This window comes from Halomonas sp. E19 (assembly GCF_052439355.1).
GTDB lineage: Bacteria > Pseudomonadota > Gammaproteobacteria > Pseudomonadales > Halomonadaceae > Halomonas.
Genome location: NZ_JBNFWU010000001.1, coordinates 1,820,803 through 1,846,965 on the forward strand (window position 1 = coordinate 1,820,803; position 26,163 = coordinate 1,846,965).

The following is a 26,163-nucleotide window of genomic DNA, read 5'->3' on the forward strand; positions in this document are numbered from 1 at the left end:
TTGTCGTTATAGACCAGCATCAAGCACTGCGAGTGCCTGCCTTGGCCAGAGCCCGGCGGGCGTCGCTTTCTCCTGCTCGATCAGGTACGCCAACCGATCCGGCGCCCAGTCCATGACCCACAGCGAAGTGCTCTCGCCCGGGTGAGGCTGACGTCGAATGCGCGTTATGCGCAGCTCGGGATACGATTGGAGCGCTTCATTGGCCTCATCGTCGCTGCGCGCCCCGAAGAACAGACGCCTGAAGTGATCCAGACTTTCGCCAAATCCCTGAGGGGTTCCCGGCGTCTGCTTGAACAGCTCCGCCGTAATGACATGCCAGCGCTGCCCTGGCAGCGTCGAGTCGAGCCGCTTCAGGGCAGGCTGCAACAGGCCGCGGTGCCAGATGTCGCCGTCCCAGTAGGCCCGTCCCTCATGCCAGCCCGGCTTGAACAGCAGCGGAATGGCACTGCTGGCACCGATCATGGTGGGTACGATGGGCTGCTCCGCGCTGTCAAACCAGACAGGCTTGGCCGCCTCGATATCGATGGCACGAATCATCAGCCGCGGGCCTTCGCCCTCCTTGGCTGAATAGCGCTCGGCATGGCAAGCCACGGTATCGACCAGCCTGCGATTGTCGTAGCCTGCCGTGGCGGGATAGGTCGCCAGCCCAGCGAGGAAGCCGCCGGGCACGGCCGAGAATACCGGCGGGTTACCCAGCGCAAGGCCGGTCAGGCTGGCGCTGAGGCGCTTGCTATTGGCGTCGAAGAACGGCACGAACGGCAGCGAAGGCTGCGTGACCGCACGCCAGAAGCGCGCCATGGCGTCCAGGCCCCCGTCAGGCGCTCCTTGGTGCGTTGCGATCAGGTACCCGTTGACGGCACCGATCGAGGCGCCCACCACCACCATGTCACGTCTCGCTTGTTCGTCGAGGTGTCTCACCAGGGCTCGATAGACACCGTACTGGTAGGCCCCCAGGGCACCACCGCCATTGAGCACGAGCACGATTCTTTCCCGCATGTCACCTCCCTGCGACTTGCTGCATTGCGAATACCGTTCCGCAAGGGTAGACCGGCCAAGCAAATGTGAACACTGCGACCGACAAAGGTCGCATTGCCTTTGCCGACACGTTCGCACACGCTCGGGAAAATAAAAAAGACCCCCGAAGGGGTCAGGTGGAGCACGCCAGCTCACATCGCTATATCGCCTGCTGTCTTTCAGCGTCTGGCGACGTTACCCAGGAAGGCGGGACCACTTCGAGCTTCCTAGGCGTTGGTTGGTAACTCAGTGCTGAGCGGGTAACCCGATACTGAGTTGCTTGCCTCGTTGCCAAACACAATGCGACAGCCGAGCCAACAATCACACAACTCCTTAAAATACAAAGACTTGCGAGAAAAACAGCACGCAGGCTTTGTGCCAGCCGCCGCCAGCCGCCCCCTTTCTGCACCATCGATGATCATGAAAATGGCTGGCTGACGCATTTTGATGCAATGCGAAATCAAGGCGCCTATCAGCCCCGGCGCTCATCTACAGCATGTCACGCGAGACCTGCATCACTCGCCCGTCCACCGTACGCTGTACTTTGTCTTCGATCTCGCTGCATAGCGACTCCACCTTCTGTCGCTCGTTTCCTGTCACCACGAAAGTCCACTCGCTTGCCTCGAGCCGGTCGTGCTGACCGCTCTCGCACACTGCCACGGCCGGGTGGCGGCCGAAGCGCTCGTGAATCCCGCCCATGCGCTGGCGCTTCTCCTTGAGCGATGCGCAGCCCGGCAAGGCAACTTCGAGTGTCAGTACGGCAATGAACATGCGGCTGAGGCTCCTGTCGGTGGATGGTCGCCTGGGCCAGTCGTGCTGACGCCCCCTCCTGTTCAGATGCGGCCCAGGCAGGCCGCTTTCAACCGGCAGCCGTGGCGCTTCAGGCGCTATCGACGTTGCCAGTCGACAAGGCCACTTTCATGTTCATGATGACGTTGACCGTAAACGCCAGGATGCCCAGGCCGACGATCACGGAAGCCAACGCCACCACGGGTTCGAGCTGTCGCATGCCACCCGCATAGAAATGCAGAGACACCAGCAGCACCGGGAGACCAGCGTTGTGAAGGTAGAAGTGAAGGCGGCCGAGAACGCTGCGCGCGGCAACCGGATACAGGTGATACATCAGACCGGCCAGGGCCAGGCTTGCCCAGCCCAGCAGGTTGATGTGTGCATGCACGCTTCGGAAGGCATATTGATGGCTGGCGGCAATCACGATGCCGTAGATGACGCCAACCAGTAGATACACTACCGCAATCTTCAGCCACAACAGGGCCATTTTCTTGTCTGCCATTGCACCGGTCATTGTCGTTCTCCCACGAATCTCCTGCTCGGCGAGCGGCGTCGGGTTGGCCATGGCCCCGATCAGGCATGCGGCGCCTTCATGAAGCCAGCACGGCGCGGACAGCCTGCCGTCGACGGGTCGATTTCGTCATTGTCAGGGTGGTAACAATCTGCGCTGCCAGGGCTGAAATGGCGCAACCACGCACCATGGCACGCTATCTCTTTATGGCACAAATCAGGCGATTGGGTACTAGCTTTGGTTGGGCTGGCGTCAAAGCCTCCTTCCGGCTGTACGAAGAGGCTGTCATCAAGCACCAGCCAACGCACTTGCGGCCTAGGCAGCCCAGATCCTGTTCCGGCTACCGTTGCACAACCCGTTGCCCTCGCCGCGTGAGGGCGTTACCCCAGCAGCTCGCAATATCCTGCGCCGGGCTTGGCTGATGAAGCCGACTCTGTCTATGTTGAGATGGCCTGTTGCAAAGGGCGCAATGACTCAATGGAGGGAGTCTCATGAAGGAACCTAACGTGACCCGGTCCGCCATGGATGTCGTCGACATCCTCACCTCGGACCATCAGGACATGGTGAACCTGATCGGAGAGATCAAACGTTCACCGGACGCCGCTCAGCGCCGAGACCTCACCGACATGCTGATCGCCGAGGTGATGCGCCATTCCGTCGCCGAGGAGATGCATGTTTACCCGGTGATGGAAAAGCAGCTGCCCAACGGTGAAGAAGAGGTGGAACACGACAAGCAGGAGCATGACGAGATCGTCCAGGTGATGAAGCAGCTCGAGGATAGCGACGCTGACGCACCGGGCTTTCTCGACAAGATCCACGAGCTGGAACAGAAGCTGCGCCATCACGCCGACGACGAAGAGTCGGATCAGTTTCCCAAGCTGCGCTCGCATATCCCGGGCGACGAGCTGGTCGAGATGGGGCGGCGAGTCGAAAACGCCAAACAGTTGGCCCCGACCCGCCCGCACCCCAGCGCACCGCACTCCGAACTCTTTCACAAGAGCGTTGGTGCTGGGGTCGGGATGATCGACCGCCTGCGCGACAAGCTCAGCGGGCGTGCCACCGGCTGAGATTTCGCCCGGGCCTGCAGGTCGGGCCCGGGCCTTTGCGCTAACTCTCTGCTTTCCCTATGGTCTCATGACACCTCTTGGCAACCTCCTCTCCACGCCCTGCCCTGCTTTCTTCGGCTCATTCGCAAGGCGAGTTCGCACTGACTGTTCCACCGCTGCCCGTGATGGTGGATGGAGGATGGTTGATGGAAATCCCTTCCATCCCGCATGATGGCGCAGAACCTGCCTAATTGCCTCGCGGAGACTCCCCATGACACTTCCTCGCCTCGGCTTCATCGGTATCGGTCTGATGGGCGATCCCATGACCCGACGCCTGCTGGACGCCGGCTTCGCCGTCACGGTGTGGAACCGCACCCCGGCCAAGGCCGAACCGCTGCGGGGGCCGGCGCCACGTTGGCCGGTTCCATTGGCGAGCTGGTGGCAAGCGTGGATGTGGTAATGCTGTGCCTGGCCAATACCGCCGTGGTGGAAGCGGTGGTGTTTGGCAAAGGCGGCGTGGCCGCCCATGGCCGCCCGGGGCAGCGGCTGATCGACCTTTCCAGCAGCGACCCAGCCGCCACCCGCGACTATGCCGAGCGCCTGGCACGCGCTTGCGGCATGGCCTGGGTGGATGCGCCGGTATCCGGCGGCGTGGCCGGGGCCAAGGCCGGCAGCCTGGCGGTCATGTGCGGCGGAGCCCAGGCGGACATCGAGGCCGTGCGCCCGCTGCTCGCTCCGCTCTCGGCCCGTGTCACCCATATGGGCCCGGTGGGCGCGGGCCAGGTGACCAAGGTATGCAACCAGATGATCGTCGGCTGCCAGGCGGCGGTGATCGCCGAAATGGTGGCGCTGGCCGAGGCCAGCGGCGTGGATGCCACCCGCCTCACCGAGGCGCTGGCAGGCGGTTTCGCCGACTCCAGGCCGTTCCAGATCCTCGCCCCGCGCATGGCGGCCGGCGAGTTCGCCAATCCGCCCTGGCACCTGCGCACCTTGCTCAAGGATCTCGACATGGCCGTGGCCCAGAGCCAGCGCGCCGGCAGCGCCACGCCGATGAGCGCCCTGGCCGCCCAGCTGATGCGCGCCCATGCCCGCCATGGTCACGCCGAGCACGACCCAGCCACCTTGGTGGACGCGTATCGCCAGCGAGACTGACAGGAGCCTAGCCATGCAGGATGCCCGCGTGATCTTTCTTACCGGCGGCGCCCAGGGATCGGCCTGGGCATGGCCGACCACTTCCTCGCCCGCGGCTACCGGGTGGCACTGATCGACATCGATGCCGAGGCCATCGAAGCGTGCCGCGAGCGCCTGGGCCGGCCCGGGCAGCTGCTGGCGATGGTGGCCGACGTGCGCGAGGAGACGCAGGTGGCCGAGAGCATCGCACGCAGCATGGCACAGTTCGGTCGGCTCGACGGCGCGATCCACAACGCCGGGCTAGCCGACCCCTTCCAGGCCCCGGTGGAAGCCCTCGAGCTCGCTACCTGGCAGGCCTATCTCGACACCCACCTGACCGGCGGCTTCCTGTGCGCCAAGCACGCCGCACCCCACCTGCGCACCACGAACGGCGGCCTGATCCTGATCGGCTCGACACGGGCCCTGCAGTCGGAGCCGCACACCGAGGCCTATGCCGCCGGCAAGGGCGGCCTGATAGCGCTGGCCCACGCCCTGGCCGTGAGCCTCGGGCCTGCGGTGCGCGTCAATGCCATCAGCCCCGGCTGGATCGAGGTGGGCGACTGGCAGAAACCCACGCAGCGCCGTACGGTGGAACACCGCCCCGTCGACCTGGCGCAGCACCCGGCCGGCCGTATCGGCCGACCCGAGGATATCGCCGCCATGGCCGAGTACCTGCTCTCCGATGCGGCGGGCTTCATCACCGGGCAGAACTTCGTGGTCGATGGCGGCATGACGCGCAAGATGATCTATGCCGAGTGAAGGTTCGCGTTTGTCCCTCGCTCCGCCCTTCCGTACACTTGTTTGACTTTCCCCTACACGACGCTTTCGCCGAGGCACGACCATGGCTTTCGATTCGACCTCTACCTATGTGGCTACCGATGCCCTGAAGCAGGCGGTGAACGCCGCCGTGACCCTGGAGCGCCCGCTGCTGATCAAGGGCGAACCGGGTACCGGCAAGACCCTGCTGGCCGAGGAGCTGGCGGCCTCGCTGGGCACACGGCTGATCACCTGGCACATCAAGTCCACCACCAAGGCCGCCCAGGGGCTCTACGAGTACGATGCGGTGAGCCGCCTGCGCGACTCCCAGCTCGGCGTCGAAGGCGTGGAGAACGTCGAGAACTACATCAAGCCCGGCAAGCTGTGGGAGGCCTTCACCGCCGACGAGCGCGTAGTGCTGCTGATCGACGAGATCGACAAGGCCGACATCGAATTTCCCAACGACCTGCTCCAGGAGCTGGATCGCATGGAGTTCCATGTCTACGAGACCGGCGAGACCGTGCGCGCCCGTCACCGGCCGATCATCGTGATCACCTCGAACAACGAGAAGGAGCTGCCCGACGCCTTCCTGCGCCGCTGCTTCTTCCACTACATCGAGTTCCCCGACCGCGACACCATGCAGCGGATCGTCGATGTGCACTTCCCCGACATCGCGCCGAGGCTGGTGGGCGAGGCGCTGGAGGTGTTCTTCGACCTGCGCCAGGCACCGGGGCTGAAGAAGAAGCCCTCCACCTCGGAGCTGGTCGACTGGCTCAAGCTGCTGATGGCCGACGAACTTGCCCGCGAGGCGCTCTACCATCGCGATCCAGTGAAAGCGATCCCGCCGCTGGCCGGCGCCCTGGTCAAGAATGAGCAGGACACCCACCTGCTCGAACGGCTGGCGTTCATGCTGCGTCGCCAAGGCAACCCGAGGCGCTGAGCCATGTTCATCAGCCTGTTCGAAACCCTCAAGCGCGCCGGCGTGCCGGTGTCGCTGCGTGAGCTGCTCGACCTGCACGCGGCGGTCGAGCGCGGCGTGGTGTTCGCCGACATGGAGGCGTTCTACCAGTTGGCACGCACCGTGATGGTCAAGGACGAGCGCCATTTCGACCGCTTCGATCGCGCCTTTGCGGCCTGGTTCGACGGCCTGGAGAATCTCGACGCGGCCATTGAGGCGCTGATTCCCGATGACTGGCTGCGCCGCGAGTTCGAGAAGCAGCTCTCCGAGGAAGAGAAGGCGCAGATCGAATCGCTGGGCGGCCTGGAGCAGCTGATCGAGACCTTCAAGAAGCGCCTGGAGGAACAGAAGGAGCGCCACGCCGGCGGCAACAAGTGGATCGGTACCGGCGGCACCAGCCCCTTCGGCGCCTACGGCTACAACCCCGAGGGCATTCGTATCGGCCAGGAGGGCTCACGCCATCGTCGGGCGGTGAAGGTATGGGACGAGCGCCGTTTTCGCGACTACGACGACTCCCTCGAACTCGGCACGCGCAACATCAAGATGGCGCTGCGCCGGCTGCGCAAGTTCGCCCGCCAGGGTGCGGCCGAGGAGTTCGACGTCGACGCCACCATTCGCGACACCGCCCGCGACGCCGGCCTGCTCAACGTGCGCATGCGCCCGGAGCGGCACAACGCAGTAAAGGTGCTGCTGTTCCTCGACGTGGGCGGCTCCATGGACGACCACATCCGCGTCTGCGAGGAGCTGTTCTCCGCCGCCCGTTCGGAGTTCAAGCACCTTGAGCACTACTACTTTCACAACTGCCTGTACGAGGGCGTGTGGCGCAATAACCATCGGCGCGGCAGCGAACGCATTCCGACCCTGGACGTGCTGCATACCTATGGCCGCGACTACCAGGTGGTGATCGTCGGCGATGCCGCCATGTCGCCCTACGAGGTGACCCACCCCGGCGGCAGCGTGGAGCACTTCAACGAGGAGGCCGGCGCGGTGTGGCTCAAGCGGTTGGCCGACGCTTTCCTCGCCTGGCCTGGCTCAACCCCATGCCAGCTCGCGCCTGGGAATACACCCACTCCACCCAGCTGATTCGCCAGCTGATCGACCACCGCATGTTCCCCATGACGCTCGCAGGGCTCGAGGATGCCATGCGGGAGCTGGCCAAATAAAAATAATAGCCATAATAGGTTATTTAAATAGAAAATAGCCCTTTAGGGCTATTTTCTATTGCCATAGCCTTTAAGCGCTATACTAGAGGCGTTTCCTCAAGGAGCGCCCCATGCCCCAGACACACACTGGCCTTGCGCGGATCGCGGTGTTGACCGGTGACGTGGTCGAATCGCGCCGCGTCAGCGATCGCCCCCGGCTCTATCGGAGGCTGGACGACAGCCTGGCGACCTTGGCACAGCGCCATGGCGGCCGCGCCGAACGCTTCCGCGGCGATGGTTTCCAGCTCGCCCTGCCTCATCCCGGGCAGGCACTGGCGGCTGCCGTCGCCCTGCGCGCCGCTCTGATCCAGCACTCCGAACCCGAGCAGCGCTGGGATGCCCGCATCGCCATCGCGGTGGGCCCGGCCCGCTGGCAGCCCGACCAGCGCCTGGCCGATGCCGACGAGTCGCCCTTCGTGCAGTCGGGCCTCGCCCTGGATGCCCTGGGCCAAAGCGACGAACGCCTCGCCCTGGCGCCCGGCACCGATGACGATGCCAGCCTGGCGCTGCTGCTGCGCTACCTGGACGCGCTGATTGACGGCTGGTCGCGCTATTCGGCGGAAGTGGTAGGCCTGAGTCTTGCAGACAGCCCGTCGCAGCAGGCGATGGCCGAACGGCTCGGCATTCGCCAGCCCAGCGTACACAAGCGCCTGCGTGTGGCACGCTGGACGCTGCTTGCCGACACCTTGGCGCATTTCGAGGCCCGCCTGGCCGCAGGAGCCTGCCCGAATGATCATGGAACCGATGCCGCTTTCGCTGCTGATGGCGCTGGTGCTGGCGCACCTTGTCGGCGACTTCCTGCTGCAGCCCTACCGCTGGGTCGCGGACCGCGAACGCCGCAAGCATCGCTCCGTGTCTCTGCTCAAGCACGTGCTGGTGCACACGGCGCTCACCCACGCCGTGCTGGTCGTCGCCAGCCTGGCCGCACCCGGCGCACCGGGGCTGCCCGCCGCCCTGGCCGGTGCGCTGGCGGTGGGCGCCAGCCACTGGCTGATCGACCTGGGCAAGGCGCATCTCGCCGCCAACAAGCTGCGCTGGTTCCTGCTCGACCAGGCGCTGCATCTACTGGTGCTGGGCGCCCTGTGGCTGGCCTGGATCGGCACCGCGGCGCCGCTCCTGGAGATAGTTGCCTGGCTGATCTCGCCCCAGGTGCTGGGCGTCGCTGTGGCCTACCTGGCGGTGACGCGGCCGTTCTCGTTCGCCATCGCCATGGTGATGCGGCGCTGGAGCCACGAGATCGAGGACAAAGACACCCTAGCCCGGGCCGGTGCTCGCATCGGCATGCTGGAACGGGTACTGGTGCTGACCCTGGTGCTGCTCGACCAGCTCACCGCGGTTGGCTTCCTGCTGGCCGCCAAGTCGGTGCTGCGCTACGGCGACCTGCGCGAATCCCAGGACCGCAAGCTGACCGAATACGTGCTGCTGGGGACCTTGCTCAGCGTGGCCTCGACGCTGATACTCGGCCTCACGCTGCGCCTGCTGGTGATGGCGACCTGAGCCGGGAACGGATCTTCAAGGAGAGCTCATCATGCGGCGCCCCCTCGGCACGCTTCTCGTCCTGCTACCCCTGCTGGGCGGCTGCACGCCCACTCACCTGGAGCCGCGTGACGGCTACGTGGTGGACCGCTCCCACGCTTCGCCCTCGCACACCAGCCGCGTGCGGCATCTCGTACTTCATTACACCGATGTGGGCGAGGCGGAATCGCTGGCGGTACTGACCGGCCCTCACGTCAGCGCCCACTATGTGCTGCCGCTGCCCGCCAGGGAGCGGCAAGGCCAGCCGCTGGTGTTCCAGCTCGTCGACGAGGAGCGTCGCGCCTGGCATGCCGGCGCCAGCGCCTGGAAACAGCGCACTCAGATCAACGACACCTCCATCGGCATCGAGATCGTCAACCTGGGGCCCGACCGCCCCTTCGCCGAGGTGGAACGCCTGCTCGAAGCGGATCCGGAGACTGCGGTCGAGATCGACTGGGCACCCTATCCCGCAGCACAGATCGCGGCGCTGATCGCGCTGTCGCGCGACATCATCGAACGCCATGGCATCCACCCCACCGACGTGGTGGCGCACTCCGATATCGCCCCAACACGCAAGGTCGATCCCGGCCCGCGCTTTCCTTGGCACGAACTCCACGAGGCCGGGATCGGGGCATGGCCGGAGGAGCACAGCGTGGCGCGCTGGCAGAAGCAATTCGTGCAGACACCGCCAACGCTTGCCGAGCTGCAGCGTGCGCTGCAAGCCTGGGGCTATGCGTTGGAGGCAACAGGGGAGCTGGACCGCGAGACCCGGGCGGTGCTGCGCGCCTTTCAGATGCGCTTTCGACCCGCCGACTATCGTGGCCGGGCAGACGCAGAAACCGCCGCCAGGCTATGGGCTTTGCTAGAACGCTATCGCCCCCAGGAGCTGGAACGGCTCGAGGCGGCGATGGCGGAACGGTAGGCGCGCTTACATCGTGGCCAGGCGCTGCCTGTCGTTGATCCCGGCCATGCGCACCAGGGCCAGGGCCTCGTCGAGGCTTTCCACCTCTTCGACCCGCAGCAGTTCGCTGTCCAGGCTGACCAGCTGGCCGGTCTTCTCGGAGAGCAGCTTCTCCAGGGTGGCGACATCCATGTTCACATCGAGGAACAGCGTATCGACGCTGGCACTATCCTGGGTACCCGGCAGGTAGATGGTGCCGTTGGAGAAATCCACCGCGTAGGCGATCACACCCGGGACGATGAAGAACAGCAGGCCCACGCCGTTGGCAATGGCCACCACCGGGTCGATGCGGCCGCTCATCTGGCCCTTGCGCTCGGGATGGAAGACGGTGCCACAGCCCACCAGGGCGGTGAGGGAAACACCCAGCACTAGGCCGGTCAGGACGCGATGGAATCGATTCCGCATGGAATGGATGCTCCGCAGGATGATCGGTTATCGGCGTCGAGGCAGTGATCGCTCACCGCAGCGCCTATGGGAATGGCGGGAGATTACCACAATACGTCCTGATACGAACGTTTACATTTCTCACCTGGAACGGATGATCGAACCGCCACGCCGCAGCGCCGGGCGCCATCCTCAAATGGCCTGCGCACAACAGACGTCGTCCTTCCCTGCCAACGCCTTCTGCTTGGCGCTATGACGATACTCGCTCGGATAACGTGCGGCCCGGGGCTGAGCCTTTGCCGCGATTCCCCGTTGGCCTTACAATGCCCCGAACGCCGCTCGCTGCGGCATCTCGACTCAGGTCAGCCCACGCTGAAGGAAACGCCGGACCCATGCGCGCCACCCAACTGTTGATCGCCACCCTCAAGGAAACGCCCGCCGACGCCGAGGTCATCAGCCACCAGCTGATGCTGCGTGCCGGCATGATCCGCCGCCTCACCTCGGGCCTCTACACCTGGCTGCCGGTCGGGTTGCGCACCCTGCGCAAGGTGGAACGCATCGTGCGCGAGGAGATGGACCGCGCCGGTGCCCAGGAGGTGCTGATGCCGGCGGTACAGCCCGCCGAGCTGTGGCAGGAATCGGGCCGCTGGGAGCAGTACGGCCCCGAGCTGCTGCGCCTGAAGGACCGCCATGAGCGCGACTACTGCGTCGGCCCCACCCATGAGGAAGTGATCACCGACCTGATGCGTCGCGAGCTCTCCAGCTACAAGCAGCTGCCGGCCAACTTCTACCAGATTCAGACCAAGTTCCGCGACGAGATCCGCCCGCGCTTCGGCGTGATGCGCTCGCGCGAATTCATCATGAAGGACGCCTACTCCTTCCACCTGGACCAGGCCTGCCTCAAGGAGACCTACCAGGCAATGTACGATGCCTACACGCGCATCTTCACCCGCCTGGGCCTGGACTTCCGCCCGGTGCTAGCCGACAACGGCGCCATCGGCGGCACCGGCTCCCACGAATTCCACGTGCTGGCCGACTCCGGCGAGGACGCCATCGTGTTCTCCACCGAGTCGGACTATGCCGCCAACATCGAGAAGGCCGAGGCGCTGCCCGCACCGCTGGGCACCAACCCCGAGCGCGCCGCGCCTGGCGAGGAACTGCGCCTGGTCGACACGCCCAACGCCAAGACGATTGCCGCCCTGGTGGAGCAGCACGGCCTGCCGATCGAGAAGACCATCAAGACCCTGATGGTGCGCGCCGCCGAGGGCGGCCTGATCGCCCTGCTGGTGCGCGGCGATCACGAGCTCAACACGGTCAAGGCCGAGAACCTGCCCGAGGTGGCCGCACCGCTGACCATGGCCACGGAAGAAGAGATTCGCGCCGCGGTGGGTGCCGGCCCCGGCTCGCTGGGCCCGGTGAACCTGGACATGCCGATCATCGTCGACCGCAGCGTGGCGCTGATGAGCGACTTCGGCGCCGGTGCCAACATCGACGGCAAGCACTACTTCGGCATCAACTGGGAGCGCGACGTGGCACTGCCCAAGGTGGCCGACATCCGCAACGTGGTCGAAGGCGACCCCTCGCCGGATGGCAAGGGCACGCTCTCGATCAAGCGCGGCATCGAGGTGGGCCACGTGTTCCAGCTGGGCAAGAAGTACTCCCAGGCGATGAACGCCACGGTGCTCGACGACACCGGCAAGGCGGCACATCCCTGGATGGGCTGCTACGGCATCGGCGTGACCCGCGTGGTGGCCGCCGCTATCGAGCAGAACCATGACGATGCCGGCATCATCTGGCCCAACGCCATCGCCCCCTTCCAGGTGGCCCTGGTGCCGATGAACGCCCACAAGTCGCAGCGCGTGCGCGAAGAGTCCGAGCGGCTCTACCAGGCGCTGACGGCGGCCGGTATCGACGTGCTGCTGGACGACCGCGACCTGCGCCCGGGGTGAAGTTTGCCGACCAGGAGCTGATCGGCATTCCCCACCGCCTGGTGGTCGGCGACCGCGGGCTGGACAATGGCGAGCTGGAGTACAAGGGGCGGCGTGACAGTGAAGCGACCATGGTGCCTGCCGAAACGATCGTCGAGTTCCTGCGCGAACAGGTCAACGCCTAAGCCGCCGCTGGCTGCGGCCCTGCTGGTCGCGGCCGGCTTGCTCGCCGCACCCGTGGTGGCAGAGCCGCGCATCGACAGTGACGGCCATGCCGGGGAAGCCAGCTTCCTCGGCGCGCTGCCCGTGTCGCTGAACGCCGCCCCAGCCCGCCTGTCGGCCGAGCCGGCTATTCCCCCTTCGCTGCGCCAGACTCTCGATACGCTGATGTCTGCGCCCCCTCGCCGGATCAGCTCTGGGCCACCCGCCAGTGGATGAGCCAGATGGAGCCGCGCCTGGCGCGCTTCGTGCGCGACGAGGCGCTTCGCGCCGAGCTGCTTACGCGCGTCTATCATGAAGCGCACCTGGCCGGCCTGGCGCCGGAAATCGTGCTCGCCGTCATTCAGGTGGAGAGCGCCTTTCGCGCCGAGGCAGTGTCCTCCGCGGGCGCGGTGGGGCTGATGCAGATCATGCCGTTCTGGATTCGCGAGCTGGGCCGCTCCGCCGACGATCTGATGGACCCGTGGCTGAACCTGCGCTACGGCTGCACCATTCTTGCCCACTATCTCGCCGTGGAGCGCGGCGACCTCACCCGCGCCCTGGCCCGCTACAACGGCAGCCTCGGCCACACCTGGTACCCCGAGCGGGTGATGCGCGCCTGGACGGAGCACTGGTGGGTGTCACGCTGACGCCTGGGCGGAACCGTGCCTGCGCTCCCACCACAGGTGGGCGGCCAGCGGTGTCAGCACCACGGCGGGAGCCAGCAGGCTGAAACCGACCCGCGTCGCATACACCGACGAGAACAGGTTCTGCTCGATGGCCACCACCCCGCTGGCAATGCCGACCACGACGGCGGCCAGCAGCAGCACGAACCAGGCCAGGTGAGCACGCCGCACCCCCGGCGCCGAAGCGCAGGAAACCCACCGCCAGCCGCCACGCCGCCAGGATGCCAAGCAGCTTGAGCAGCATGCCGAGGTCGAATACCAGCAGTGTCGCATGCAGCTCAGGGATCGGGTACGCCACGTAGGTGAGCGGCACCAGCAGCGCCATCAGCAGGGTCAGCGGCACCAGCAACAGCACGACCTCTGCCAGCATCACGCGCTTTCTCGCGGTGGGCGTCATGCGGTTTCCTCCAGGTAGGCGCGGGTCGCCTCGGCCAGTGGCACCGGCGCGGTGAACACCAGGGTGTGGGCCACGTCAGGCAGGATCAGCAGCTCGCCACGGGGAAGTCGGTCCGCCAGCAGCTCGGCGAAGGCCTGGTGGGTGATGGGATCGTGCTCGCCGCGGATCACCAGGGTCGGCGCCTCGATTTCACGCACCTTCTCTTCGATGGGGTCGGTGACCTGGAAGACATAGGAGCGAATCATGCGCCACAGCCCGGCCTTGCCGTACTCCGGCATCGTCACCTCACCCAACATCTCGGGGTTGTAGGGTTCGTTCTGCCGCCAGCGAATGAATTGCCAGAAGGTCGAGCGCTCGTCGGGGGGCGTGGTTGGCCCCTGCAATACCAGCCGCTCGGTGCGCTCGGGGTAGCGCATCGCCAGGTCGACGATGACCTGACAGCCGAAGGAGTTGCCGAGAAACGAGGCGCGCTCGAGCCCGATGGCATCCATCCACGCCACCAGCCAGTCGGCCAGTTGCGGGATGTTCAGCACTCGCCCGGGGTCGCCGCTGTCGCCATAGCCGGGTAGGTCGGGTACGTAGACGGGAAAATGGGGCGCCAGCTCCCGCGCAGTGGGAATCATGTAGCGACCGGACAGGCCCGAACCGTGGATCAGCACCAGCGGCGTGGCATCGGCAGGCGCTGCCTCGGTGGCTTCCAGCGCATGCAGCGAGACACCGTTCACCTCGATCAGCCGGGGAGTCAACGGACCGCGGTCGAGCCACTCTTCCCGCGAAGGCAGCTGCGGGGCGAAGCGCTCCTCGTCACCGCAGCCGCCGAGGCCGAGCGCAAGCCCCCAGCGCCGGCCAGGCACAGAAAGCGGCGACGGCTGAGTCGCGACTCTGGGCATCTGCTTTGGCGATCAGGTGGGCGAGACACATCCCTGTTGCCGTGGGGGATCGTCATCCTGGCTCCCCTTTTACTGGCTGCGAAAAGGCTACGAATTGGTGCGGCTGGCGAAACCCCGTTGTCCCGCTGGCCCGCCATGCACTAGTGAACCTAGCCAGTCACCCGGCGGGTGTCCACTTGCGCCATGGCCCAGGCGTCACGCCCGCGCGCCTTGACGCGGTAAAGCGCTTCGTCGGCGGCGGCATGGCTGGCTTCCAGCTCGGCATGCCCGGCCCTGAAGCGCACCGCCCCCACGCTGAGGGTGACGCAAGCGGAGCCTGGATGCGAGGGTGGGGAATGGCCGCATCATGCACTCCCTCGATCAAGCGCTGGCAGGCCAGCGCCAGGGTCGCATCGTCGTGGCATGCGATCAGTCCAGCGAACTCATCACCGCCCAAGCGATAGAGCCGTGCATCGACGCCGAGGCACTGTTCGATTAGTTGCACCAGGCGACGCAGCAGGCGATCGCCGTCGGGGTGGCCCAGGCTGTCGTTGTACTGCTTGAAGTAGTCGATATCGACCAGCAGCAGGCCCAACTCACTGCCCTGTGCCGCCAGGACATCGTCATCCAGGGCGCTGCGATTGCCGACGCCGGTAAGCGGGTCGCGCAGCGCACGCGCCATCCATTCCAGGCTCTCGCGCGCCGACCTGGCGGCTTGTCGACGCTGGCGCTCGTGCATCAGCCAAAGGTCAGCCCAAGCAGGAAGATCACCAGGCTGCCGCTCGGCACCTGCCCCTGGTGTCGGCGGGTCTCTTCCACGAACGCCTGGGTGACGGCGGAACGCCGGTCGAGCTGGTCCATTTCAATCTGCGTCAGGCAGCGGATCGGCTCCAGCAAACTATGGCTCAACTCGGCGGGCGACAGCAGCGTTCCCGCCTCGAGCCGTGGCAGCAGCACGTCCAGGCGGCCCAGGCTGGTCGCCGTGCAGGCATACTCGCGGCGATACACGCCGATATCGAACAGGCTGTAGGCCAAGGTTACCCGGAAGTGCGCCTGCTGCCTGGCCGCTTCGTCATCAGGATCGAGAAGCAGGACATCCAGTGCCTCCTGCAGATAATCGCGTGAGCGCGTCGCCAGCTGCTGTCCCGTTAGGTTGCCGGTCTGACTGAAGTAGGCGTGTATCTCAGGGTAGACCCAGCGCGACTGGTAGGCGATCAACAGCACCAGCACGGTGAAACACATCAGGCTCAGCCAGAGCCAGTGCATATGCCGCCTCCAGGGAGGGGCAATTTTCACCTAACCGCCTCGATACTGCGTATCATCCAGATCCAGTCGTTGAAGTTACGCAGGTTGGCAGGATCGCGACGACCATAGTCACGCTCCACCAGTCGCACCGGGCCGCGCTGCAGCAAGGAGAGCGGCTCACCGTTCTGGTGGGTCACGAGGATCCAGTTGGGGTCGTCCCACCCGCCCAGGGTCACGTCGTAGTCGTCCCAGGCCAGGAAGTGTAGCGCTTCCGGCACGCGGCCAAGCTGTTCGATCAGTACCTCACGGAAGACCAGACCACGCACCTCTACTTCTTCGGCCATATAAGGGTCGAAGAAGCGGAATTCGACATTCGCCGCGGCGCGCAGCTCGTCGACGGCCAGCGGAATGTCACGCTCGCCGTCGCGCAGCAGCACGTAGTCGGTGTTGGACCAGGCCCAGGCCTGAACGGGAAACCAGCAGGAGAGGAGCAGCCACAGCAGCCAAGGCTTGAAACAAGCGAGAGTCGGCATGGCGAATCACCCTATATTGTTATCGGTAGCGTTTTGTGTGGGAGTGTAACGTTATGCTCCGTTGAGGCATACAAATGAGGCATATAAAAATGCCGGCCCTTGCGGGCCGGCTACTGGAGGAAAATCCCCCCTCCTGACGACTTGCTGAGCAGGCGGGGTAGTCAGTGCTTGCGCTTGCGACGATGGTCGCGGATCACGAAGCCTACCCAACCTCCCATAAATGCGATCATCATCGCGACAGTGACCAGTCCAAAGATTACGGCATCATCCCAGTACATGGTGCTTCTCCCGTCGCGTCTGTTGATGGCTCCACTCTAGCTCGGTCGGGGGAAGGAAAACTGACCTGAATCAAAACAGTAAGCGAGCCCCTGCGGTGCGCCGCGCGAGACTTGATACAGGTCAGTTTTTGGAGGCGGATAGCGCCTGAAAACCGCTGGGCAGTCTGCCTGAGCTCGGCAAACTTGGTTCAGTGACGGGAGCGCAGCTGCGCGACGGGCATCACCAGGCGTTGCTGGCGGTTCAGCAGGTTGAGCAGCACGATGGCACGCTCCTCGCCCTTGTGGCTCTGGAACACGGCCTGAAGGTCCCTGAACGGCCCCTCGATGATCTCCACCTGCTCGCCGGCACGAAAGTAGATGCTGCCCGTCTCGCCTGGCTTGGCGTGGCCACGCTCGCGCAGCATGTCGATCAGCCCGTCCTCGACCGGCAGCGGCTGGTCGCCGAAGGTGACGAGCCGCAGCACGCCCCGGGTGGAGCGAATTGGGCGCCAATTGCTGGCCACCTTGTCCAGGCGGATGAAGAGATAGTAAGGAAACAGCGGCTCGGTCAGCCAGACGAGCCGGCCGCCGCGCTTCTTTTGCACTTCCAGCACGGGATGGAAGAGCTCATACCCCTGGTTGCTCAGATGCTCGGCGGCGCGAAAGGACTCTCCCCCTTGCACTGGATGACGTACCAGCGCGGCAGGCTATCCTCGAGTTCGTTCGGCTGTGGATCGGAATGAGGCATGGTTCGCTCCTGAACGGATATCCTGCTGGTATCGCTGCCGGGGCTTTGCAACAATCGGGCAGCCTGGCGCCCGCCCCGCCGAGCGATGGCCCATTCTATCATCGTTGAGACCGGCATCGGGCGGCACCCGCCCCGATCCGCAAGGAGTGTCTAAGCGCATGTCCCCCTTACCGCTCAGCGCAGCTGGCGAGCGTCCCTGGCCATTTACCTACGCGCCCCCGTCCTCACCATGCTGTTCCTGGGGTTCTCGGCCGGCCTGCCGTTTCTGCTGGTGTTCTCGACGCTTTCCGCCTGGCTGCGCAGCGACGGCGTGCAGGTGGCAGCCATCGGCTTCTTCGCGTGGATCGGTATGCTCTACTCGATCAAGTTCTTCTGGGCGCCGGTAGTGGACCGCCTGGCCCTGCCGGTACTGACGCGCACCTTTGGCCAGCGGCGAGGCTGGATGCTGCTGGCCCAGGCCTTGATCGCCGCCGGTCTGGTGGGCTTGGCCAGCCTCGACCCGCAGCAGAACCTGGCGCTGGTGGCTGCCTTCGCGCTGCTCGTCGCCTTCGGTTCAGCCACGCAGGATATTGCCATCGACGCCTTTCGCATCGAGTCGGCGCCCGATGATGTCCAGGCTGCCATGGCCTCGACCTACATCATCGGCTATCGCGGCGGCCTGCTGGCCGCTGGCGCCGGGGCGCTGTACGTCGCGTCATGGATCTCCTGGCAGGCTGCCTACCTGACCATGGCGGCGCTGGTGGGCATCGGCGTGGTCACGGTGCTACTGCGCCCCGAACCCCAGCGCCTTTCGCTCAACACCCAGCTGATCCACGAACCGCGCGTGCGCGCCTTCCTGCGCGCCACCCGCGGCAAGCCACGCCACGCTCGGCGCCTCGGCGCCTGGCTGATCGGTGCGGTGGTCTGCCCTTTCACCGACTTCTTCAGCCGCCACCGGTTCAAGGCGCTGTGGCTGCTGGCGTTCATCGCGGTGTTTCGCATCAGCGATCTGGCCATGGCCTCGATGGCCAACCCGCTCTATATCGATCTAGGGTTCTCGCTTGCCACCATTGCCAACGTGACCAACGTGTTCGGCATTGCCATGAGCGTGGGCGGCGGACTTCTGGGCGGACTGCTGGTGGCCCGCTACGGCATCGGGCCGATCCTGATACTCGGCGCCGCCGCGGCCACACTGACCAACCTGCTGTTCGCTGCCCTGGCGCTGGCAGGCCAGAGCCTGCCGATGCTGGTACTGGCCATCGTGGGCGACAACTTGGCCAATGGGCTGGCCAGCGCCGTGTTCATCGCGTTCCTGTCGAGCCTGACCTCGCGCGCCTATACCGCCACGCAGTACGCGCTGTTCTCTTCGCTGATGACACTGCCAGGCAAGTTCCTGAGCGGGTTCGGCGGGCTGGTGGTGGCCGCAGAGGGCTATGCCACCTTCTTCGTGATTGCCACGGCGCTGGGACTGCCGGCCATCGCGCTGGCGATCTGGGTCAGCCGCGACCCCAACATCGTGCCGCCACCCGCCCCGCGCCCTGCCTGAGCGTTCCCCCTGCCGGGCTGGCGCCACGCCGGGTGCCCTAGCCCGGCACGGCATGCGCCTGCAGCCAGTCCAGGGCACCCGGCGTGGCGCGCCACTGATCGCGCATGAGCGTGCGGTACTGCCAGGCCTCGGCCCGCGTGCCGGGGTCGGCGACCCCTCCTGCCCCGAGGACACCGGGCGAGGGTTCTCGGCACACAGCATGGGCAGGGCGTGGGCATTGTAGCGCTGCACCTCTGCCAGCATGGCTTCCGCCTCGTCGCGCCGCTGCAGGCGAAACAGCGCCAGCACCCGCCCCATCAGCAGGCCGAGCGCCACGGGCTCGTCGCCCTGAGCCTCGGTCATCGCCAGCGCATCCTGGTCGCGCCCTTCGCGCAGCAGCTGATCGAGCACCAGCTCCTGCAGACCCAGGCTGTCCTGGTCGTCGAGGGCGAGCAGCTGCTCGGCAAGCTGGCGCGAACGCGCACGCGCACCGCGCTCCATGCCTACCACCAGCGCCAGGCCGGTACGCAGCAGCACGGCGTTATCGGCTTCGTCCCACAGGAAAGAGCCCTCGCCCTCGCTGCGCACGCGAGCAAGCCAGCGCTCGAGGCGCCCCGCCAAGGGCTCGAACAGGCTCGGCGACATCCACGGCAGGCTGCCGAAACGGCTGGTCAGGGCCAGGGTCAGGGCCTGCACCACCCGCGGCGAATCGAGCCATTCGGGGTGGGCGCACAGCGCACCCAGCCAGTCGCCGGCATGCAGCCAGGGGTCACCCTTGAGCCCCAGCGCGCTGTCGTCATCCACCTCTACCTGGAAATGCTTCTGCCAGGCAGCGAACAGCGTGTCCTCGCGGGCGGTGCTGTGATATTCGAGCTCACCCGAGGGCGTGCAGCGGACGTCGAGCCCGGGGGCCGGGGTCAGCTCCGCCAGCAGGGCCTGCAGCGCGGCGAGCGGTTCCGCCAGGTCTTCCTCGGCGTTGAGCAGCTGGTCGGCCAGGGTGGCCCCGGGGTTTTCCGCCAGGTCGGCCAGGAACTGCAGCTGCTCGGGTTCGAGGTCGCCCTTGCGCGCCAGGCGCCGAAACCAGAAGCGCGCCCGCTCGGCAGCTTCCTTCTCATGACCTTCATGCAGCAACAGCATGGCCTCGATGTAGGCAAGGGTCGGGGAGTCGGGCAGCGCCTGCTGGGCCCGCACGAAGGCGGCTCGGGCACTGTCCAGGTCGTCGCTGTCGAGGTGCATCAGGCACAGTCGCTCCAACGCCACACCGCGCAGGAACAGCGGGCCGCGGTCGAGCACCTCATCGAGCAGTTCGGCACGCTTGCGGGTGAAGCCGCGCTCCTGATAGAGGTCGATCAGCAGTTCGAAGGCGGGCTCGGCCTGGGCCGGCAGACGCGACCAGTCGGCACGCTGGAACAGCGCCTCGAGAATCTGCTGGGCGCGCCCGCGCTGCCCCGTTTCGGCGGCGATCAACCCGGCCTCGAGCAGCGCTTGAGCCGGTGCCCGCCCGCTTTCCAGCGCCGCCTTGAGGGTCGGCCCTTCCAGTCGCGCAGCGAGAGCATCCACATCAGGTGATCGGGCAGCTCGGCCGGCATCGACACCGCCCCGCAGCAGTGCTTGGTCTTGCGCCCGGAATCGCACCAGCAGGGCTCGTTGCGGCCCGGACGCGCCAGCGGCTCGCAGGCGAAGCCGGCGCGCTCAAGCGGCGTCTGCGACCACAGCTCGGGCGCCAGCGCCTGGGCCATAGCCAGGTCACCCATGAGCCTGGCCCCTTCTTCACGGGCCCATGCCATCAGGGCCGGGTAGTTCTCCTGTTCGCGGATCACTTCCAGCGCGCCTGAAGAAAAGCCCAGCAGTCGTTCGACCCATACTGCCAGCATTGTGCTCTCCGCCATCCCAAAGCCGCTGATTCTAACAGGTAGCGTGCCCCTTGTGCCGTGAAGCGTCATGCCGCGAAGCCGGACGGCGCTTAATGCCGCAGGCTTTCCAGCAGCGGCCGCGTGCGGGCATGCATGTCCAGTTTGGCGCCCAGGCGCACCAGATTCCAGTAATGGCCATTGAGGGTGCGCGACAGCAGCAGGATATCCGCAGGCGGCTGCAGGCGATCCATGGCGGCCCATACCTTGGGGCTCAGGTCGCGCAGGCGGCGGTGAACGCGAACATCGGCGAAGTCCTGCTTGCCGGGCTGGAATAGCGGCGCGATGGCCTGCGCCGATTCACGATACAGCGCCAGCGGCGCGCCCTGCCCCTGACGCCCACCCAGCCGGTGCAGGGCGTCGTCCATGGCCATGGCATCGTCGGCCAGGGCGGCCTCGAGCAGCTGGAGCATGGCCGTGAGATGCCCTTGCGCCACCGGGATCACCGCACCCAGATCGTAGATGACCAGCCGCCCCTGCTCGTCGGCGGCGAAGTTGCCGGCGTGGGGGTCGGCATGCAGCTCGCCGTGGGTGAACAGCTCGAGGGTAAGCCAGTCGGCCAGCGTCGTCGCCACCCGCTGGCGTACCCCTTCGCTGGCGCCTTCCAGCTCGCGCAGCGGCGTGCCCGCCACGTAGCGCATGGCCAGCACCCGCGGGCCGGAGAGCTCGGGCAGCGGCTCGGGAATCACCAGGCCGTCCAACTGTGCATAGCGCTGGCGATAGCGCGCCAGGGCGCAGGCCTCGGCATGGTAGTCGAGTTCGCCGCGCAGGCTCGCGGCAAGCTCCTCGAACAGCGCATCGAGGCGCGCCTGGGGGATCTTCAGCCAGCGGCCGATGCGCATGATGCGCTTGAGCTGGGCCAGGTCGCCTTCCAGCACCTCGGCAAGTCCAGGGTACTGGACCTTGAGCACCACACACTCGCCGTCATGGGTGACGGCGCGGTGTACCTGGCCCATGGACGCGCTGGCAAAGGGCTGTGGCTCGACCTTGCGAAAATGCCGTTCGAGCTCGCCGTACTGCGCCTGCAGGGTGCTCTGGATGCTCTCCCACGGCATCGGCTCGGCCTGGCGCTGCAGGCGCGACAGCTCCTCGGCGAGATCGGGGGCAGCAGGTCATCCCACTGGGCCATGATCTGGGCCAGTTTCATCGCCGGCCCCTTGAGTTCGGACAGCCCTTCGAACAGGGCCTCGCCCAGCGCGCGCCAGTCGGCCTGCCCGCCCAGGCGAGTGCGCAGGATGGCGCCTCCCGTGCGGGCCCCCAGGCCCAGCAGCCGCCGCGTTCTACCTCGCTCACGCATGGTGTCGCTCTCCTGACTGAATGGCATAGCCGCCTTTAAATGGCATGGCCGCTGTACCTTGCACGCCTGCCTGCCGGGGCGTCTTCCGCCAGCAGCACACGGCATCGCTGCATGATACAAGGCTTGTACAACGATTTCCTAGCATGACACCTGGCCTGGGGCAGGCAATGCTGTAAAAATGTCCATACCCCAACGGGAGAGTGTCGCATGCGCCTGATCATTGCAGAAAAGCCAAGCCTGGCCCGAGCCATTGCGGAGGCCCTGCCGGGCGGCCTGCAGCGCGAGGAGGGGCACTGCGTGCGGGCGACACGGTGGTGACCTGGTGCCTCGGCCACTTGCTCGAGCAAGCTCCGCCCGACGCCTACGACCCCGCCTACAAGCAGTGGCGGCTCGATCACCTGCCGATCCTGCCTGCACACTGGCAGCTGGCTCCGCGGCCCAAGGCCAGGGGCCAGCTCGGCGTGATCCGCCGCCTGCTCAAGCAGGCGCAAGAGGTGGTGCATGCCGGCGACCCCGACCGCGAGGGGCAGCTGCTGGTGCAAGAGGTGATCGAGTACCTCGGCTGGAAGGGCCCGGTATCACGACTGCTCGTCAGCGACCTCAACCGGCCGGCGGTTCAGCGCGCCCTGGTCCGGCTGGAAGACAACGCCCGCTACCAGCCGCTCTACCGTGCCGCCGAATCGCGCTCCCGGGCCGACTGGCTGTACGGCATCAACCTCACCCGGGCCTGGACCCTGACCGGGCGCCAGGCCGGCCACGACGGCGTGCTCTCGGTGGGTCGCGTGCAGACCCCGGTGCTCGGGCTGGTGGTGCGCCGGGACGCCGAGATCCGCGACTTCACCCCCTACCCCTTCCATGTGCTGTGGGCGGACCTCAGGGTCGCCCAGGGCGAGCTGCGCGCCTGGTGGCAGCCCGGCGAGGCCCACCGGCTCGACGCCCAGGGGCGCCTGCTGGAGCGCGCACCGGCCCAGGCGCTGGCCGACCGGCTGCCCGGCGCCGAGGGCCGGCTGGTCGCCCTCGACAGCCGCCGCAAGCGTCAGTCGGCGCCGCTGCCGTACTCGCTCTCCGCGCTGCAGGTGGACGCCGCTCGCCGCTTCGGCCTCTCGGCCCAGGCGGTGCTGGATATCTGCCAGCGGCTCTATGAACGCCACAAGCTGATCACCTACCCCCGCTCGGACTGCCGCTACCTGCCCGAGGAGCACCTGGCCCAGGCGCCCGCCACCTTGTCGAGCGCCTGCGGCAAGGACGAGACGCTGCACGGCTGGCTCGCCGGAGCCGATTTCAGGCTGCGCTCCAAGGCCTGGGACGACAGCAAGGTCGGCGCCCACCACGCCCTAGCCCCCACCGGCAAGCCGGCCGACCTCGCGCGCCTGGAGCGCGCCGAGGCCGACGTGTTCCGCCTAATCGCCCGCAATGTGCTGGCCCAGTTCTACCCGCCACTGGTGGCCCAGGAGGTCAAGGCAGAGTTCCTGGTGCTCGACGAACGCTTCCGTGCCAGCGGCCAGGCGCTGCTGGAGCCCGGCTGGAAGCCGCTGTTCACCACTCGCGACGAGGCGCCGCCGCTGCCCGCCATGACCCAAGGCGAGACCTGTCGCGTGGCCGGAAGCGCGGTCGAGGACCGCGAAACCCGGCCCCCGGAGCCCTTCACCGACGCCAGCCTGATCAAGGCGATGATGAACATCGGTCGCTACGTCGACGACCCGGAGGTCAAGCGAACCCTGCGCGAACATGACGGCTTGGGCACCGAGGCAACCCGTGCCGGCATCATCGAGACACTCATCGAGCGCGGCTATCTGGTGCGCCAGCACAAGGCGCTGCGTGCCACCCGCCTGGGCAGCGGCCTGATCGCCTCACTGCCCGAGGCGGCCTCGCGGCCAGAGCGCACCGCCCTGTGGGAACAGCGGCTGACCGCCATCGCCGAGCATGGCGCCGACCCTGCCCCGTTCCTCGCTGCCCTCATCGACGATCTGCGCGGCCTGCTGACCCGCGCCGATGCCGCTCGGCTGCGCCAGGCCATGGCCGCTGCCCAGGGCGAGGCCGCCACCACCCGGACGACGAGTGCCAAGCGGCGCAAGTCCGGGGCCACGCGCCGCACGAGCGCTACCAGCACCGCACCGAAACGCCGCAAGCCGCGACGCAGCGCCTGAGCGCGCTCAGCGCCATGGCCGGGGCTATCGCGGCGGCCGCGGGAACCTGAGGCGGGGAGCACCGGCCAGGCGGCGCAGCACGTAGTAGGTGCCGCCTGCCAGCGTCAGGGCGATGGCCGCCTTGCCGCGGTGGCGCATCAGCACCGAATAGAGGCTGTGCTCGAAGGTGAGGGGTAGCCGCCGCGCTCCTCCAGCGTGTTGCTCGGCGTGTAGAGCGCCCCTGGGTGGTATGGGACAGGCGGCGGCGGTCGTGCTGCAGCCAAGGCATCAGGTGACCCATTACCTTGTCGGCCAGGCGCGGGGCGGCATTGCCCAGGGTGGTCACCGCCTTGCCGCCGCCACCGACCACGATCTCCCGCTCATGATGCTCGGCGGCATGGAAGATGGCTCTCGCCACGGTTTCTGGGGCATAGACCGGTGGCGGGTTCTTCACGCCGCGATAGGTATAGTTGGCCGCATGGTCCTGGTAAGGCGTATCGATGGCGCCCGGCTTGATCAGCGTCACCGAGACCGGCGCCCGCTCCTGCTCAAGCTCCATGCGCAGGGCGTCGGTATAGCCCATCACCGCGGCCTTGGAGGCACTGTAGACGCCCTGCACGGGAATCGCCCGCTCGGACAGCACGCTGCCGATCGTGATCAGCTTGCCGCCGCGCTGGCGCAGATGCTCGCAGGCGATCAGCGAGCCGTACACCATGCCCCAGAAATTGGTCTCGAACAGCCGGCGCTGGTCTTCCAGCGGTACTTCCTCGAGGTTGCCGTAGATGGCCGCCGCAGCGTTGTTGATCCAGGTATCGAAGCCGCCAAAATGGCGCAGCGTGGCCTCGGCCAGGCGGCGCACGTCCGCCTCGACGCCCACATCCACCACCGTGTAGATGGCGTCGCAGCCATCGCGACGAAGCTCCTCCACCAGCTGCGCCAAGGCCTCCTCGCTGCGCGCCGCCAGCGACAGCCGGGCGCCACGCCGCGCGGCCTGTCGCGCCGTGACGAGGCCGATACCGCTGGTGGCACCGGTCAAGACCAGGACCTGTTCCCGCAAGGGCTTGAGATGCATGAAGCCTCCTTTCATTGCGCCATGGCGCAGGCGACACATGCCGCCTGCGCCAAAGCCTGCTACTGTCCTGGGCTTCAGTGTAGAGACACCAAGCGGCCGCACGCCGCCCTCGCTGGCAAAAAGGCATTCGACATGTCCGATACCCATCTCATCGTCGGCCCGGGCGCGCTGGGCCGCCTACTCGCCCTGTCCCTGGCCAAGACGGTTCCGGTGCAGCTGGCAGGCCGCCGGCCGCTGCCTGCCGACCAGACGCTGGTAACCCCGGAAGGCGCAGCGTACACGCACAGGCTCGCCTGCCATCTCAGCGACCAGCTGCCGGCCCTGGCCCCGGCCTGGGTGCACCTGACCACCAAGGCCTACAGTGCCGAAGCGGCCTATGCCCAGATCATGGCACGCGTGCCTGCCTCCACGCCGTTGGTGCTATGGCAAAATGGCTACGAGATCCAGCCGAGGCTCGACGAGCGACACCCAGGGCCCGTGCTGTGCGCTTCCACCACCGAAGGGCCTGGCTACCGGGCGACGCCAGGGTCGTGCACGCCGGTCGCGGACTCACCTACATCGGTGGCCTGGGTGGCCGCCATGCAGAGCTCGCCCAGCGGCTGGCGGCGCTGCTCGAAGGCGCAGGGCTCAGGGCCCAGGCGGTCGCGGACATCGATACCCGGCTGTGGCACAAGCTGGCGGTGAATGCCGCCATCAACCCGCTGGTGGCGCGCTTTCGCATTCGCAATGGCCAACTGCGCGACCGTCCCTTCCGCCCCATGGTGGAGCGGGTGGTGGACGAGATCGCCACGCTGATGGCGGCCACAGGGGTTGCGCCACCGGAGGTGGGCTGGCAGGCGCTGGTGTGGCAGGTGGTGCAGGCCACGGCGAACAATCGCGCCTCGATGCTGCAGGACGTGCTGGCGGACCGCCCGCTGGAGCATGAAGCGATCCTGCGCCCGCTGCTCAGCGTCGCCGATCGCCACCGGCTCGCCGCCCCTGCCCTCAGGGAGCTCTACACCCAGCTCGCACGGCTGGCCAGCGCACCCTGAGGCGACGCCTGGTACCTCCGACGTAGGGCTGCTAAGCTTGAACGACCAGTGCCATG

Annotated in this window: 22 protein-coding genes and 7 pseudogenes; 14 read left to right on the forward strand and 15 right to left on the reverse strand. The window is 66.7% G+C overall.

Going from position 1 to position 26,163, the window contains the following annotated elements:
• Positions 1-6 precede the first annotated feature (6 nt).
• The 3 genes from ACUDAL_RS09670 to ACUDAL_RS09680 all read right to left on the reverse strand — a co-directional run bounded on the left by ACUDAL_RS09670 (position 7) and on the right by ACUDAL_RS09680 (position 2,368).
• Positions 7-996: a patatin-like phospholipase family protein gene (locus tag ACUDAL_RS09670; RefSeq protein ID WP_444677999.1), complete on the reverse strand. Its 990-nt coding sequence runs from the start codon at positions 994-996 to the stop codon at positions 7-9.
• 507 nt (positions 997-1,503) lie between these two features.
• Positions 1,504-1,785 (reverse strand): DUF503 domain-containing protein, encoded by a 282-nt coding sequence (locus ACUDAL_RS09675; RefSeq protein WP_444678000.1) that lies wholly within the window; start codon positions 1,783-1,785, stop codon positions 1,504-1,506.
• 109 nt (positions 1,786-1,894) lie between these two features.
• Positions 1,895-2,368, reverse strand: a complete 474-nt coding sequence (locus ACUDAL_RS09680) for a cytochrome-c oxidase (protein ID WP_444678001.1) — start codon at positions 2,366-2,368, stop codon at positions 1,895-1,897.
• Between the two features lie 437 nt (positions 2,369-2,805).
• Here ACUDAL_RS09680 and ACUDAL_RS09685 point away from each other — a divergent pair, with 437 nt between their 5' ends.
• The 5 genes and pseudogenes from ACUDAL_RS09685 to ACUDAL_RS09705 all read left to right on the forward strand — a co-directional run bounded on the left by ACUDAL_RS09685 (position 2,806) and on the right by ACUDAL_RS09705 (position 7,407).
• Positions 2,806-3,381, forward strand: a complete 576-nt coding sequence (locus tag ACUDAL_RS09685) for a hemerythrin domain-containing protein (protein WP_444678002.1) — start codon at positions 2,806-2,808, stop codon at positions 3,379-3,381.
• Between the two features lie 316 nt (positions 3,382-3,697).
• Positions 3,698-4,512: pseudogene (locus ACUDAL_RS09690) on the forward strand (NAD(P)-dependent oxidoreductase).
• A 69-nt stretch (positions 4,513-4,581) separates the two neighbouring features.
• Complete coding sequence (locus ACUDAL_RS09695) at positions 4,582-5,289, forward strand: SDR family oxidoreductase (RefSeq protein WP_444678003.1); 708 nt, start codon at positions 4,582-4,584, stop codon at positions 5,287-5,289.
• A gap of 82 nt (positions 5,290-5,371) precedes the next feature.
• Positions 5,372-6,226, forward strand: coding sequence for an AAA family ATPase (locus tag ACUDAL_RS09700; protein WP_444678004.1), 855 nt, complete (start codon positions 5,372-5,374; stop codon positions 6,224-6,226).
• Positions 6,227-6,229: 3 nt separating this feature from the next.
• Positions 6,230-7,407 (forward strand): annotated as a pseudogene (locus tag ACUDAL_RS09705) (vWA domain-containing protein).
• A 77-nt stretch (positions 7,408-7,484) separates the two neighbouring features.
• Here the strand turns inward: ACUDAL_RS09705 and ACUDAL_RS09710 are convergent.
• Positions 7,485-8,141 (reverse strand): hypothetical protein, encoded by a 657-nt coding sequence (locus tag ACUDAL_RS09710; RefSeq protein WP_444678005.1) that lies wholly within the window; start codon positions 8,139-8,141, stop codon positions 7,485-7,487.
• Positions 8,142-8,175: 34 nt separating this feature from the next.
• On the opposite strand from ACUDAL_RS09710, the gene ACUDAL_RS09715 reads away from it, so the two are divergent.
• Together ACUDAL_RS09715 and ACUDAL_RS09720 are read left to right on the forward strand one after the other, a co-directional pair.
• Positions 8,176-8,943: a DUF3307 domain-containing protein gene (locus ACUDAL_RS09715; protein WP_444678006.1), complete on the forward strand. Its 768-nt coding sequence runs from the start codon at positions 8,176-8,178 to the stop codon at positions 8,941-8,943.
• Positions 8,944-8,974: 31 nt separating this feature from the next.
• Positions 8,975-9,883: an N-acetylmuramoyl-L-alanine amidase gene (locus tag ACUDAL_RS09720; RefSeq protein WP_444678007.1), complete on the forward strand. Its 909-nt coding sequence runs from the start codon at positions 8,975-8,977 to the stop codon at positions 9,881-9,883.
• A gap of 6 nt (positions 9,884-9,889) precedes the next feature.
• On the opposite strand, the gene ACUDAL_RS09725 is transcribed toward ACUDAL_RS09720, so the two are convergent.
• Positions 9,890-10,327, reverse strand: coding sequence for a hypothetical protein (locus ACUDAL_RS09725; protein ID WP_444678008.1), 438 nt, complete (start codon positions 10,325-10,327; stop codon positions 9,890-9,892).
• 371 nt (positions 10,328-10,698) lie between these two features.
• On the opposite strand from ACUDAL_RS09725, the pseudogene ACUDAL_RS09730 reads away from it, so the two are divergent.
• From ACUDAL_RS09730 to ACUDAL_RS09740, 3 genes and pseudogenes are all read left to right on the forward strand, one after another.
• A pseudogene (locus ACUDAL_RS09730) lies at positions 10,699-12,419 on the forward strand (proline--tRNA ligase).
• Between the two features lie 37 nt (positions 12,420-12,456).
• A complete protein-coding gene (locus ACUDAL_RS09735) occupies positions 12,457-12,672 on the forward strand; it encodes a hypothetical protein (RefSeq protein ID WP_444678009.1) in 216 nt (71 codons plus the stop codon).
• A complete protein-coding gene (locus ACUDAL_RS09740) occupies positions 12,669-13,082 on the forward strand; it encodes a lytic transglycosylase domain-containing protein (protein ID WP_444678010.1) in 414 nt (137 codons plus the stop codon). Before ACUDAL_RS09735 ends, ACUDAL_RS09740 begins: the two co-directional genes overlap by 4 nt.
• Here the strand turns inward: ACUDAL_RS09740 and ACUDAL_RS09745 are convergent.
• The 7 genes and pseudogenes from ACUDAL_RS09745 to rfaH form a co-directional block, all read right to left on the reverse strand.
• Positions 13,074-13,289 (reverse strand): hypothetical protein, encoded by a 216-nt coding sequence (locus ACUDAL_RS09745; RefSeq protein ID WP_444678011.1) that lies wholly within the window; start codon positions 13,287-13,289, stop codon positions 13,074-13,076. The genes ACUDAL_RS09740 and ACUDAL_RS09745 overlap by 9 nt on opposite strands.
• A 222-nt stretch (positions 13,290-13,511) precedes the next feature.
• Positions 13,512-14,405 (reverse strand): alpha/beta fold hydrolase, encoded by an 894-nt coding sequence (locus ACUDAL_RS09750; RefSeq protein ID WP_444678012.1) that lies wholly within the window; start codon positions 14,403-14,405, stop codon positions 13,512-13,514.
• Between the two features lie 157 nt (positions 14,406-14,562).
• Entirely contained in the window at positions 14,563-15,123 is a 561-nt protein-coding gene (locus ACUDAL_RS09755) for a GGDEF domain-containing protein (RefSeq protein ID WP_444678013.1), read from the reverse strand.
• Positions 15,123-15,650 (reverse strand): hypothetical protein, encoded by a 528-nt coding sequence (locus ACUDAL_RS09760; protein ID WP_444678014.1) that lies wholly within the window; start codon positions 15,648-15,650, stop codon positions 15,123-15,125. Before ACUDAL_RS09760 ends, ACUDAL_RS09755 begins: the two co-directional genes overlap by 1 nt.
• Positions 15,651-15,676: 26 nt before the next feature.
• Entirely contained in the window at positions 15,677-16,162 is a 486-nt protein-coding gene (locus ACUDAL_RS09765; protein ID WP_444678015.1) for a hypothetical protein, read from the reverse strand.
• 161 nt (positions 16,163-16,323) lie between these two features.
• Positions 16,324-16,440 (reverse strand): cytochrome c oxidase subunit CcoM, encoded by a 117-nt coding sequence (ccoM, locus tag ACUDAL_RS09770; protein ID WP_444678016.1) that lies wholly within the window; start codon positions 16,438-16,440, stop codon positions 16,324-16,326.
• Between the two features lie 188 nt (positions 16,441-16,628).
• Positions 16,629-17,167: pseudogene (rfaH, locus tag ACUDAL_RS09775) on the reverse strand (transcription/translation regulatory transformer protein RfaH).
• A gap of 196 nt (positions 17,168-17,363) precedes the next feature.
• On the opposite strand from rfaH, the gene ACUDAL_RS09780 reads away from it, so the two are divergent.
• On the forward strand, positions 17,364-18,692 hold the full coding sequence (locus ACUDAL_RS09780; protein ID WP_444679351.1) for an AmpG family muropeptide MFS transporter: 1,329 nt from the start codon (positions 17,364-17,366) through the stop codon (positions 18,690-18,692).
• A gap of 37 nt (positions 18,693-18,729) precedes the next feature.
• On the opposite strand, the pseudogene ACUDAL_RS09785 reads toward ACUDAL_RS09780, so the two are convergent.
• Together ACUDAL_RS09785 and ACUDAL_RS09790 are read right to left on the reverse strand one after the other, a co-directional pair.
• Positions 18,730-20,545: pseudogene (locus ACUDAL_RS09785) on the reverse strand (SEC-C metal-binding domain-containing protein).
• Positions 20,546-20,634: 89 nt separating this feature from the next.
• Positions 20,635-21,878, reverse strand: a pseudogene (locus ACUDAL_RS09790) (ABC1 kinase family protein).
• A 207-nt stretch (positions 21,879-22,085) separates the two neighbouring features.
• Between ACUDAL_RS09790 and ACUDAL_RS09795 the strand changes: the two are divergent.
• Positions 22,086-24,025: pseudogene (locus ACUDAL_RS09795) on the forward strand (DNA topoisomerase III).
• Here the strand turns inward: ACUDAL_RS09795 and ACUDAL_RS09800 are convergent.
• Complete coding sequence (locus ACUDAL_RS09800) at positions 23,979-25,076, reverse strand: SDR family oxidoreductase (protein ID WP_444678017.1); 1,098 nt, start codon at positions 25,074-25,076, stop codon at positions 23,979-23,981. The pseudogene ACUDAL_RS09795 and the gene ACUDAL_RS09800 overlap by 47 nt on opposite strands.
• A 132-nt stretch (positions 25,077-25,208) precedes the next feature.
• Here ACUDAL_RS09800 and ACUDAL_RS09805 point away from each other — a divergent pair, with 132 nt between their 5' ends.
• A complete protein-coding gene (locus tag ACUDAL_RS09805; protein WP_444678018.1) occupies positions 25,209-25,760 on the forward strand; it encodes a 2-dehydropantoate 2-reductase in 552 nt (183 codons plus the stop codon).
• Positions 25,757-26,107: a ketopantoate reductase family protein gene (locus ACUDAL_RS09810; RefSeq protein WP_444678019.1), complete on the forward strand. Its 351-nt coding sequence runs from the start codon at positions 25,757-25,759 to the stop codon at positions 26,105-26,107. The genes ACUDAL_RS09805 and ACUDAL_RS09810 overlap by 4 nt, the downstream gene beginning before the upstream one ends.
• Positions 26,108-26,163: the final 56 nt, after the last annotated feature.